Origin of the sequence: Celeribacter marinus, from assembly GCF_965656515.1 — a bacterium.
Taxonomy (GTDB): Bacteria; Pseudomonadota; Alphaproteobacteria; order Rhodobacterales; family Rhodobacteraceae; genus Celeribacter; species Celeribacter marinus_D.
The window spans coordinates 1-12010 of sequence record NZ_CBFHKW010000069.1 but is presented as its reverse complement, the minus strand read 5'-3'; the positions used below and the strand labels follow the sequence as shown (position 1 = coordinate 12010).

The 12010-nt window shown below is 55.8% G+C and carries 12 protein-coding genes; 7 read left to right on the top strand and 5 right to left on the bottom strand.

What is annotated here, in order from left to right; all coding sequences use genetic code 11:
- The coding region (locus ACTG34_RS12325) for a hypothetical protein (RefSeq protein ID WP_439105183.1) at positions 1-400 on the bottom strand (400 nt) is incomplete at its 3' end.
- A 109-nt stretch (positions 401-509) separates the two neighbouring features.
- Between ACTG34_RS12325 and ACTG34_RS12320 the strand changes: the two genes are divergently transcribed.
- Positions 510-671 carry a DUF7220 family protein gene (locus ACTG34_RS12320; protein ID WP_439105184.1) on the top strand — a complete coding sequence of 54 codons (162 nt, stop codon included), beginning with the start codon at positions 510-512 and terminating at the stop codon, positions 669-671.
- A 156-nt stretch (positions 672-827) separates the two neighbouring features.
- Positions 828-1937 carry an MraY family glycosyltransferase gene (locus tag ACTG34_RS12315; protein WP_062214589.1) on the top strand — a complete coding sequence of 370 codons (1110 nt, stop codon included), beginning with the start codon at positions 828-830 and terminating at the stop codon, positions 1935-1937.
- Between the two features lie 396 nt (positions 1938-2333).
- Here the strand turns inward: ACTG34_RS12315 and ACTG34_RS12310 are convergent, their stop codons facing one another.
- The 4 genes from ACTG34_RS12310 to ACTG34_RS12295 form a co-directional block, all read right to left on the bottom strand.
- Positions 2334-2822 (bottom strand): NUDIX domain-containing protein, encoded by a 489-nt coding sequence (locus tag ACTG34_RS12310; protein ID WP_439105182.1) that lies wholly within the window; start codon positions 2820-2822, stop codon positions 2334-2336.
- Positions 2819-4783, bottom strand: a complete 1965-nt coding sequence (locus ACTG34_RS12305) for a polysaccharide biosynthesis protein (RefSeq protein ID WP_439105181.1) — start codon at positions 4781-4783, stop codon at positions 2819-2821. The genes ACTG34_RS12310 and ACTG34_RS12305 overlap by 4 nt, the downstream gene beginning before the upstream one ends.
- Positions 4784-4904: 121 nt before the next feature.
- Positions 4905-5507 (bottom strand): class I SAM-dependent methyltransferase, encoded by a 603-nt coding sequence (locus tag ACTG34_RS12300; protein ID WP_342842628.1) that lies wholly within the window; start codon positions 5505-5507, stop codon positions 4905-4907.
- Positions 5508-5526: 19 nt separating this feature from the next.
- A complete protein-coding gene (locus ACTG34_RS12295) occupies positions 5527-6540 on the bottom strand; it encodes a LacI family DNA-binding transcriptional regulator (RefSeq protein WP_439105179.1) in 1014 nt (337 codons plus the stop codon).
- A gap of 205 nt (positions 6541-6745) precedes the next feature.
- Here ACTG34_RS12295 and iolG point away from each other — a divergent pair, with 205 nt between their 5' ends.
- The 5 genes from iolG to ACTG34_RS12270 all read left to right on the top strand — a co-directional run bounded on the left by iolG (position 6746) and on the right by ACTG34_RS12270 (position 11926).
- Positions 6746-7738, top strand: a complete 993-nt coding sequence (gene iolG, locus ACTG34_RS12290) for an inositol 2-dehydrogenase (protein ID WP_439105178.1) — start codon at positions 6746-6748, stop codon at positions 7736-7738.
- A gap of 121 nt (positions 7739-7859) precedes the next feature.
- On the top strand, positions 7860-8783 hold the full coding sequence (locus ACTG34_RS12285; RefSeq protein WP_439105177.1) for a sugar ABC transporter substrate-binding protein: 924 nt from the start codon (positions 7860-7862) through the stop codon (positions 8781-8783).
- Between the two features lie 59 nt (positions 8784-8842).
- Positions 8843-9949, top strand: coding sequence for an ABC transporter permease (locus ACTG34_RS12280; protein ID WP_439105176.1), 1107 nt, complete (start codon positions 8843-8845; stop codon positions 9947-9949).
- Position 9950: 1 nt separating this feature from the next.
- Entirely contained in the window at positions 9951-10730 is a 780-nt protein-coding gene (locus tag ACTG34_RS12275) for an ATP-binding cassette domain-containing protein (RefSeq protein ID WP_439105175.1), read from the top strand.
- 83 nt (positions 10731-10813) lie between these two features.
- Positions 10814-11926, top strand: coding sequence for a Gfo/Idh/MocA family protein (locus ACTG34_RS12270; RefSeq protein ID WP_439105174.1), 1113 nt, complete (start codon positions 10814-10816; stop codon positions 11924-11926).
- The last annotated feature ends 84 nt before the right edge of the window (positions 11927-12010 follow it).

Sequence of the window (12010 nt, the reverse complement as noted above, 5' to 3'; positions counted from 1 at the left end):
CATCGATCCCGAATTTCTCGACACGCCCAAGGAAGTAGTCCCAAGCCTCCAGGTCGGTCGCGAAATCAATCGAACAGGTCCAGTCCCGTGCGTTGTGGCAGATCGTTCCGAGTTTCCAGATGCGCGCCCCTGTTTCACGGGAAATGATGACGTTAACGGCAATCGACTCCCATATGAACAGGCCCGAATTCTTCGAGATCTCGACGTCGGGCGTTACGCCGTTCAGGCAGTTTCTGAGTTTGGTTGTAGGTCCTGTCCCTTTGCCGCCCGGTCGATTGGTTGGTTCTGGCTGCTTTCCCCGTGCCGCGCCAGCCCGTGCAACACTGAAGATAATCCAGGCCCCAGAGGCGACAAGGAGGCCAAAAAAAGTCAACGCGAGGAGTTGGTTCTGGGTAAACATGCTGCCCTCTTTTCCGGGGATCGTTGTGTTTCGTCAAGCGCGAACCAAATGCCTAAAACGTCGATCTCTTCTGTGATTTGATACCACAGGTGGAGTTTTGCTGCAAGGTGTGGACTACGCGTTGGCAGTTGCTACGCAGCTCGCTGTGTTTCCGGCCTTTGGGTTGTGCGTCGGCGTGGCTGAGAACTTCGGCCTTGGGCTGATCTTCGCAGCCGTCTCATTGATCCGTGACTACGCTTTACGTCGCCTATTCAACCGCTGGATTCTATGACAAGGCGCCAACGGTAGGTGGCACTTTGATGTGTTGCAAAAACGTAACGTGGGGGGAGAAGCACCTTGCTACTTTTCGGTGTTTGCGATGTTGTGCCCATGCTCTAGTTGTGTCATTTAGATACTTGTGTTATTTAAATTTTTTAATAACATAAAAATGTTTGAATTGGAGCCGCCCTTGGTTCACGAAGCCACGTTGTATTTCGAGTGGCACGAGTTCGTTTTGGCTGCGCTTGCGTTTGGCCTTTGCGTATTGATTGTGCTTTTACGCTTTCGGTTCCCGCGGCTCAGCGGGCGCACTTTGGACTTGCGGGCGGTTCAATCCATGCACACGCGGCTCACTCCTCGTGTTGGGGGCATTGCGATCTTTTGTGCACTGGGGCTGAGCGTGATCTTTGCTCCCGTTTCAATCTCTGGACCCTATGCCAATTTCGTTTTTGCCACGTCGCTCCTCTTTCTCGTGGGTCTGGCCGAGGACCTAGGGTTCGAAATGTCACCACGCAGGCGCATGTTGGCTGCCATGGGCGCGAGTTTGTTGGCGATCTGGCTTTTGGGGGTCTGGCTACCGCGAACTGGTATTCCCGGACTGGATTTGCTGGTAGCGCACTGGGCGATCGGCGTTCCGCTTACCCTTCTGGTGACGGCATGTATCGCAAACGGCTTCAACCTGATAGATGGGGTGAACGGCCTCGCATCAATGACGGCTATCGCTGCAGCTATTGCCCTGAGCCATATCGCGGAGCTGGCAGGTTACACCACGATGGTCCATCTCGCGATGATGATTGCCGCTGGGATATTCGGATTTTTCCTCCTCAACTATCCCTTTGGCCTGATCTTCCTCGGCGATGCCGGCGCCTACATCATCGGATTTGTGCTGAGTTGGTTTGGGATTTCTGTTCTGCTCAATTCGCCCGATGTCTCGCCTTGGGCCATTTTGCTAACGATGTATTGGCCCGTGGCCGATACATTGCTAGCGATCTATCGACGCTCTCGTAGGGATGCTGACGTCTCCGCACCAGATCGGTTGCACGTGCACCAAATGGTGATGCGCGCTCTGGAAATCTGCATCCTCGGCCGAAACCGCCGCCATATTGCTAACCCACTCACCACACTGGTGTTGTCCCCCTTTGTCATCGCACCGCCGATTGCGGGTGTGCTGCTGTGGAACCAAAATCAGAATGCGTTTCTGGCCGTCGTGATCTTTGGGGTGCTGTTCTTTGCGAGTTATGCGGCAGCGCCCGGTCTGATCCGTCGTTTCCGCCGATAATAACGGGACTGCCTGACGTTTGAACCCCGTTGGCGTAACATTACACTTGGGCCCCAAAACGCCTGAGCGGTGACACGCCGGAGGAAGTCGCAGCCAACCTGGGCGCTCCATTGTTTAACGGGTTCGCTTCCAGAGCCGATTGACTCGATGTTCACTAGAATCCAGCCTCGCATCAATGATTACAATAACTTAGTAGGTAGAGAGGGTTCGCCACCAGACCCATCCCTTCCGCCACTTCCCCCTTTGAGATATTGTCGTTCTACCCGCCTTGGGTAGATCCCTTCTGACAATGCCATGGCAAGTGTGGTGTCTTTCTCGATTGCGACCTTAACGAATGGGATGATAGCTTCGGCGTTCCTTCGTCCTGAGAATGAAAAAAGCCGCGGGGTCGCGGTGTTACCAAGTCGCACTCTGCGTGGCGCCCTCGACGAGTTCTTGCATGCGGCGCAGCGTCCCTGCCTCCACGCCGTCGGGCAGATCATCAAGGCCAAAATACCCAACCTCGGCAATCTCCATGCTCCTCGGTTTGGTTGGGATAGAGCCGGTCGCTTGACACAGGTACACTAAAATATGGTCTCTTTTGCTGACCCCGTTGTTAAAGAAAACACCATGAAGCTTTGGCTTTCCCGTCAGTTCCAGTCCGGATTCCTGACGCAATTCTTTGGTCAAAGCATGCTCAATTGTCTCGCCTTTTTCGACGCCACCGCCCGGAAAGTGCCAGCCGGGGGTGTAGGTGTGGCGCACCAGCAAAAATTTGCCATCGTCAGATTGAACGATCGCGCGCACGCCGAGGGTCAGCCCACGGGTCATAAGGAAAAAGGTGTGAAGGGCGCGACTGAATACTGTTCGGGCGATCCCTCTTTTCCCATCTTGGAGGGAGGTCATGCGCGGGCGTCCTCGGTGTGGGGTGTAGACGTTTGCCCTGCTTTTTCGCGTTCCGCATCCCAGATAAGGTCAAAAATATCTTTCGTCAGCGGCGCGTAATCGAGTGGTAGCTCGTCTAGAATTTTGACGATTTCAGGGAGGTCGAACCGCTCACAAGCGCGCATTAGCCTATCCAGGATTGACATGAGGTCGCTCATCGCAAGGGAGGCCTCCGATGCTGTCATGATGCGTGGGTGCTGTGTCGGTGCGGGATTGTTCCCGATAAGCAGCTCCTCGTAGAGCTTCTCACCCTTTCGCAAGCCCGTGATGCAAATTGGTATATCACCCATATCAGGGATGAGCTGTTCAGGGTGTTCCACGAGGTATGGCGTCAGCCCATGCAGCTTCACCATGTTCAAGGCAAGCTCAAGGATTTTGACCGGCTCCCCCATATCCAAGACAAAAACATCGCCGCCTTTGCCCATTGCGCCCGCTTGAATCACCAGTTGTGATGCTTCGGGAATCGTCATGAAATAGCGTGTGATATCTTGATGCGTGATCGTAATCGGACCGCCGTTTTCAATCTGAGTGCGAAATAGCGGGATAACTGATCCCGATGAGCCGAGCACATTCCCAAAGCGCACCATTGAAAATGTGGTGGCTGAACTCTCTTGTGCATGTGCTTGGCATATCAATTCAGCGACACGTTTGCTTGCCCCCATGATATTCGTAGGCCGTACGGCTTTGTCCGTTGAAATTAAAATGAAATTTTCTACACCGAGCTTTGCGGCGGCGCGGGTGATCGCCAGTGTGCCAAAGACGTTGTTTCGAATGCCCTCGACTACGTTTTCTTCGACGAGTGGAACGTGTTTGTAGGCGGCCGCATGAAAAATGGTTTGAACATTAAACGCCTTGATGACCGCCTCAAGGCGTTGGCTGTGCTGGACCGAGCCTAAAACGGGTACGATATCGACCGTGGATGTCAGTTGCGCAGCAGCTGCGGCCAGTTCGGCCTCAATCGTGTATAGGGCAAATTCGGACACTTCGAAGAGCACAAGCCTTGTGGGGTTTTGGCGCAGGATCTGGCGACAAAGCTCACTCCCGATCGATCCCCCCGCACCGGACACCATGACCACGCGTCCAGTAATGTTTTTGCCAAGCAATTCGACGTCAGGCGCCACGGGGTCGCGGCCAAGCAGGTCTTCGGCTGACACCGTGCGCAACTCTGAAATTTTTGCTTCGCCACTGATGATTTCGGACATGCCCGGGATCGTTTTGATCTCCACTTGCAGGTCTTTAAGCGAGTTTACGATGTCGCGGCGGCGCGCGCGGCTTAAACTCGGAATGGCCAATAAAATGACCGAGGCACCCGTTTCGCGAATTAATTTGGGAATTTGATCGGGGGCATCGACGCTCAATCCACCAATCGCCAAATTCTGGAGCGCGGGATTGTCATCAACAAGTGCGACGGGCGCATAATCTCGACCGTGAAACAGTGAATTCAAAAGCTGTAGACCAGAATCTCCAGCCCCGTAGATAATAACGGGCCGCTTTCGTGATTGGTTCGGATTGCGGAAAAAAGTTCGAGTGATAAAGCGCAGCCCGCCCACAGAAAGGAAGACAAACATAATAAAAATGATCGGTACTGACCTTGGCAGGCTTGCACCTATGAGGGTGCCGGCACTGTAGAGCACGATCGCGGACACAATCGCGCCTTTTCCGATGGCAATGAGAATTCTGCCAGTGATGTAGCGAAGCATCGCGCGATAAAGTCCAAAAAACCGAAAGGCGATCAATGCCGTTGCCACACTGATCGCCATCGCCAGCCAAATCTCTGGTTTGCTCAAAAACGCTAAGTTTTCCAATCGCAACAGCATCGCGAAAACAAAGGACAGCGCAATCAAAGTTGCATCCATCGCGAGCATCAAAACAACTTTTGTTTTTCGGCTTAAGGCCGAAAGGTATTTAATGTAATTCGACATAAAGGGTAACCTTGGATATCATTCGAGGGCAGACTAACGGACCCGAGGCCTCGCAACAACTCGCAATGAGTGCGTGGATGCGGATGAGGGCTTGGCCCGTTTTAGGCCTGGATCTTTACGTTCAATCGATCATCCAGACATCGTAACGCGTTGTTTTTCCTAATATTTGATGTGAGCAGGGTTTGATGCCTATCATTGGATCGGCTTTTGCGGGCCATTTCAGGACGACTCGGGAGCGCGCGGTTTCGAGTGCTACACGCATCAAATCGGCAGCATCGTCATCGGTTCCAACAATATCGCGGACTTGGCGTAACTCTAATTTCACCAACGCGGTGGATTTGCGGGGGGGGTGCATCGGGTCGATCAAGATTGCTTGGGCGTCGAGTTGGGGCAGCACATCTTTTGCGTCCCCCTGTATCAGTGTCATGCGCTCGATGATGTCGCGCAATTCGCCTCCTTCTTGAGCGGCGTCAGCCATGCCTTTGGCCAAGAGCGCGTGCATCTTTTGCGACCGTTCGATCAGTGTGACCTGCGCGCCCAGCGATGCGAGCAAAAATGAATCCCGACCAAGGCCCGCCGTGGCGTCCACAATCATCGGGGTTTTGCCATTGCGCAGCCCCATCGCTTTTGCCAGTGCCTGTCCGCGCCCGCCGCCAAAGCGGAGCCTGTGCGCCACCGCGCCACCGACGAAATCGACGCGTAGTTCACGATCTTTCTGTTTCATCGTGCTTTCAAACCCCGCGCTACGCGCTTTCGCGAACGACCATGCGCCCGATAAATGTTTTGTCGAGCTGCGTGGTCTGTGAGCTTTCCAACACGTCGACGAGGTAGTTGGCCATATCCATAAGCGGTTGGCGGTATGTCGTTAGACGGTAATTGGGGCTTTCGCCCTGCGGCACATCGTCAAAGCCGATCACGGCAATATCGTCGGGTACTTTTAAACCCAAACGGTGGCGGATCGCGTCGATAGTACCAAGCGCAAGAGCATCGTTTTCACATACGATGATATCAGGCAATTCGGCGCGCGTTTTTCCACCAAAGGTTTTAGCAACAACATCGGCGGCGAGTATGGGATCATAAGCGGGCACGGGCACGCTGTCGCAGGTTTCACCAAAGGTCTGCATCCAGAAATCGACAAAGGTTTCTTTGCGCGACAAGTGGGCCGAGTCGGTGCGTGGACCGGCAAGGTAGAATGGCTTGCGATATCCGCGATCACGCACATATTCGGCGATTTCAATGGTCGCGGCGCGGTCATCAACGGAAATCGATATCGTGTCCTCATTTTCGGACGAGCGCGCAAAGATGATGAGTTTCTTAAAATGCCGCGCTTTGTAGGCGGCGTCTAACACCTCGTCATCAAATTGGATGCCGATCAAAATTGTTGCGTCCACGCGCCGCCGACTGGCGTTGAGCAGAGCAGGGGCCGCATCGTCACGGTTCAGGGTGTTGACCAGCATCGTATCCCAACCACGACTGCGCAAAGCGCGCGTGAGGCGTTCGAGCATCACCAGTTTGTGCGGATTGGCAAAGTCGTCGATCAAAAGCGCCACAAGGTTGGAGCGGTCGGAGGCCAGTGCCACGGCCCGTAGATCGGGCACATATCCAAGCGCTTCGGCGGCGGCCATGACTTTTTCGCGTGATTTGGACGAGATCGACGCATCCTTTTTGAACGCGCGATTCACCGTCCAGCGCGACACGCCTGCGGCCGTAGCAACGTCATCTGCCGTGATGTTCAAGGGAAGGTCGGACGATTTCAAACGGTGCGCTCCTACGTGTGGCAGATTTCTTTTTAGGCGGAAACTCTTGGGATTCATAGCCTTTTTACGGGTCTTGGGCGGGGCCGTTCGGTGCGCGCGTGTGATTTTTGCACGCGCGTGCACAAAAGTCTTGCACGCGCGTGCAAAATGAATATGACTCTCCACAAGAACGCGGCGAGGAGAGTCGCGACAAAGGGAGATTGTCATGCTTAAGGTTGGTTTGTTGGGGGCTGGACGCATCGGTCAGGTCCATGCCGTGAATATTGCGGGCAACGCGCGCTCGACGCTTGTTGCTGTGTCTGATGTGTTTGAGGCATCGGCCCAGTCACTTGGTGCCACACACGGATGTGAGGTGCGCAGTACCGAGGACATTTTGAACGATCCAAGTATTGATGCGGTTTTGATTGCCACGTCTACGGACACCCATTCAGGTCTGATTGAGGCCGCAACCGCGGCGGGCAAGGCGGTCTTGTGTGAAAAGCCTGTTGATTTGTCATTGGAGCGGGCCAAGGCGTGTCTTGATGCGACGGCGTCCTCGGGCAAGCCTGTCATGATCGGCTTTAACCGCCGGTTTGATCCAAGTTTTGCGACATTGCGCGGTGCATTGGCTGCGGGCGAAGTGGGCAAGGCCGAACTTTTGTCGCTGACGTCCTTTGATCCCGCACCGCCGCCTGTGTCCTACATCAAAGTGTCGGGCGGATTGTTTCGCGACATGATGATCCACGATTTCGACATGGCCAACTTTTTGATGGGGGATAGCCCTGTCACAGTGCGCGCCGTTGGCTCATCCATTGTCGATCCCGAGATTGGCGCGGCGGGCGATGTCGATACTGCTGTGGTGACCATGACCTACGCAGACGGGCGTATTGCCGTGATCAAAAACAGCCGCCGTGCGGTGTATGGCTATGACCAACGTATTGAGTTGCTCGGCTCCGAGGGGCTGCTTCAGGCGCAAAATATGTTGGAAAACACAGTCGTGAAATCCACCACTGCGGGCGTTGTGTCGGCCAAGCCGACCTACTTTTTCCTTGAGCGTTACATGCCGGCCTATGCCGCTGAGTGGGAGGCTTTTGTGTCGGCCGCACTCGATGGCACGCCGATGCCCGTTACGCTTGAGGATGGTATCGCCGCCTTGGCGATGGCCGAAGCCGCCACACACAGTTTCCAGACGGGGCAGGCGGTCGACGTCAGCCTCTAAGTCAAGAGTTCGCGCGGCCCCATAGGAGGTGGAGCCGCGCACATGCATCGGGTGCCGTGCGGCATCTGATATCGAAAGGTGGCCGATTTTAGCCGCCATAAATTCCTAGGGAGGAATACCAATGAACAAACTACTCGCATCCGTTGCAACCGCTGCTGCCGTTGCTGTTGCGGCCCCTGCGTTTGCTGCGGACATCATCGTCGTTGCACACGGTCAGGCCAATGACCCGTTCTGGTCCGTTGTCAAAAACGGCGTTCAAAAAGCGGGCGAAGATACAGGCGCAAACGTTGAATTCCGTTCGCCCGAAACCTTTGACATGGTTGCTATGAGCCAGCTCATCGACGCAGCTGTGAACCAAGAGCCTGATGGCATTGTGGTCTCCATCCCTGACGCCGATGCGCTTGGCCCATCGATCCAGCGCGCTGTTGCCGCCGGTATCCCCGTAATCTCCATGAACTCCGGCTCTGATGTGGCCGAAGAGCTTGGCGCATTGTTGCACGTGGGTCAGTCCGAGTATGACGCTGGTGTTGCCGCAGGCAAAAAACTTGCCTCTATGGGCGGCACAAAAGGCATCTGTGTGAACCAAGAAGTGGGCAACGTGGCGCTTGATCTGCGCTGCGAAGGCTTTGCGGACGGGTTCGCTCAGGAGGTCAAGGTGATCCCGACCCAAGCCGATCCCGCAGAAGTCGAATCCAAAGTGCGTGCAGCGCTCGATAGCGATCCCGATGTTGATACGGTTCTGGGCCTTGGCGCCTCTTTGGTGGGGGAACCCGCCGTTGCCGCCGTCGAAGCGCTCGGCCGCACGGACGTTCTGATCGCGTCTTTCGATCTCTCCGCAGGCTTTCTCAAGGCGGTGTCCGAAGGCAAAGCGGCGTTCGCAATTGATCAACAGCAGTTCCTTCAGGGTTACCTGCCTGTCGTGTTCCTTGCGCTCAATGCGGAATACGGCCTGATGCCCGGTGGCAACGTGCCATCCGGTCCGAACCTCGTGACCCAAGATGCCGCAGGTCTGGTGATTGACCTGTCCGCGCAAGGCATTCGCTAAACGAACCCGTCAGGCCGCACATCCGTGTGGCCTGACATCTAATTTGGGAGGAGCATTTTATGGCGAGCGACACATCAGTTGCGAGTGACGAACGGATCAAAACCGAGTCATTTGCCACCAAACTTATGAAACGACCCGAACTTGGCGCCATTGGTGGCGTGATCCTCGTGACCGTTTTCTTTCTTATCACCGCAGATCGCGCGATGTTCACCCTGTCGGGGATCATGAACTTTATGACGCCCGCGGCGCAGCTTGGTATTCTCGGGATTGCGGCGGCGATGTTGATGATCGGTGGCGAGTTTGATCTGTCCATCGGCTCCATGATTGCCTTTGCGGGGATGATTTTCGGCGTGTTGACGGTCAACCTTGGCCTACCTTTGCTCCTTGCTATCCCTCTTACTCTTGCGTTGTCTGCTGCAATTGGCGCGATCAACGGAACGATTGTTATTCGCACGGGCCTGCCGTCTTTTATCGTGACACTTGCGGGTCTGTTCATCTTGCGCGGGATTTCCCTTGTCGGTTTGAAACTCTTCTCTGGCGGCTCAACCCAGTTGCGCGGTGTGCGCGATGCGGTCGAGGGCGATCCATTGCTGAACCTGTTCTCGGGTGATGCATTCGAAGGCCTGTTTGCATGGTTGGCTGATATCGGCATGGTCGAGACGTTCAAAAACGGTGCGCCGAAAGTTCCGGGAATTCCCGTCGAGATCTTGTGGTTCATCGCGCTGGCGCTCATCGCCACCTATGTCTTGTTGCGCACACCTATCGGAAACTGGGTGTTTGCCACGGGCGGCGATTCCAATGCGGCGTCCAATTCGGGCGTGCCGACCAAGAAAGTCAAAATTTCCCTCTTTATGGTCACGGCTATGGCCGCGGCTTTGGTCGCGATCATCACGGTAATTGACGCCGGATCGACCGATGCGCGGCGTGGGTTTATGAAGGAATTCGAAGCCATCATTGCCGCCGTTATTGGCGGGTGCTTGCTCACGGGGGGCTACGGCTCGGCGATTGGCGCGTTCTTTGGTGCGATCATCTTTGGCATGGTCACCATCGGTCTGACCTACACAAATTTCGATCAGGACTGGTTCCAGGTGTTTCTCGGCGGCATGTTGTTGCTCGCTGTAGTGTTCAACAACGTGATCCGCAAACGTGTAACGGGGGAGCGCTAATATGACCCATCCAATCATCCACATGGACGGCATCAAAAAGCACTTTGGCAATGTGATTGCCCTCAACGGTGTGACGTTCGATGTCACCCCTGGTGAGTGTCACTGCCTGCTTGGCGATAACGGTGCGGGCAAGTCGACCTTTATCAAAACGATGTCGGGCGTGCACAAACCCACCGCTGGCTCGATCAATTTCGAGGGACAGCCGCTGTCGTTCAACTCTCCACGTGATGCGATGGAGGCGGGCATTGCCACGGTGTTCCAAGATCTCGCGATGATCCCGCTGATGAGTGTGACGCGCAACTTTTTCATGGGGCGCGAGCCGACAAAGGGCAGGGGGCTGATGAAGCGCTTTGACATCGACGCGGCCAACGAGATTTGCATGGACGAGATGCGCAAAATGGGGATCAATTTGCGCGCTCCTGACCAAGCGGTCGGGACGTTATCGGGTGGCGAACGCCAGACCGTAGCGATTGCGCGCGCTGTTTATTTCGGCGCGAAAGTGTTGATCCTTGACGAGCCGACCTCGGCGCTCGGCGTGCGCCAGACGTCTAACGTGTTGTCGACGATTGACCGTGTGCGCAGTCAGGGTGTCGGTGTTGTGTTTATCTCGCACAACGTGCGCCACGCCATGGCGGTGGGCGACCGATTTACGGTGCTCAACCGTGGTCAAACCCTTGGCACCGCTCAAAAAGGTGAGATCACCGCATCCGAACTCCAAGACCTTATGGCCGGTGGTCAAGAGCTGGCAGAACTCGAAGGCTCGCTTGGCGGCACGATCTAGATATCTCCCCCTTGCGGGCGGCCCGAACAGGTTCGGATCGCCCGCGAAAGTCTCCCGATGTCCCAGATACAAAGAAATACGCAATGACACATTTACCGAAGACATCTTTAGGCGTGGCCCTGATTGGCACGGGGTTCATGGGCAAATGCCACGCAATGGCGTGGAACAATGTGGCCACCGTATTCGGGGGCGCGCGCCCGCGATTGGAAATTCTGTGTGATATCGATCAAACTGCGGCGGATGCACATGCGGGCCAGTTCGGCTTTGCCCGTGCCATGACCGATTGGCAGGCGGCCGTGCGTGATGACGCCGTGGACGTGGTGTCGATCACCACCCCCAACGGTATGCACCGCCCCATGGCCGAGGCGGCGTTGAATGCGGGCAAGCATGTCTGGCTTGAAAAGCCGATGGCGCTGACGCTTGACGATGCGCGCCACATGGCCGATCTGGCCGCGAGCCATCCCGATCAGGTTACAATTTTGGGCTATAACTATACGCGTAGCCCCGCATTCCAAGCGGCCCGTGCGATGATTACGGCGGGCGACATTGGCACGCCACAGGCGTTTCGCGGCGTGTATGATGAGGACTATAGCGCCGATCCGGATTTGCCGTGGTCGTGGCGCATGACCCACGCGGGTGGTGGATTGGGCGCACTTGGTGATTTGGGCTGTCACCTTGTTAGCCAGATGACCGCTCTGATGGGGCCTGTGTCCGACGTAACGGCGATGACGCATATCGCGGTCCCCGAGCGCGCATCGCCCGAGGGCGTCAAAGCGGTAGAAAACGAAGACAGCGCGATGGCATTGGTGCGCTTTGCCTCTGGTGCACATGGATCCTTTGCCACATCGCGTGTGGCGCGCGGGCGCAAATGCCGTTTGCAGTGGGAAATCCACGGCACCAACGGTACGATTGTCTTTGATCAAGAGAACATGAACGAACTTTGGGTCCATAGGTCGGGCGAGGCGGGGTTCATCCGTCACCTGACTGGACCTGACCAACCGGATTTCACCGCGTTTTGTCCCGCTTCGGGGCATAATTTCGGCTTCAACGAGCAAAAAGTGGTCGAGGCGCGCGATCTGTTGCGCGCGATCGGCGGGGGCGCACATGTCGGCCCGAACTTTGCCCAAGGCTTTGAAATAGAACGCATCATTCACGCAATGGCGACCTCGAACGGCCGCCCTGTGCAGATTGGATAGAGCGATGACAGACATTGACGTAATCACGATAGGGCGCGCGGGCGTTGATTTGTATGGCACGCAGGTTGGCGGGCGGTTGGAGGA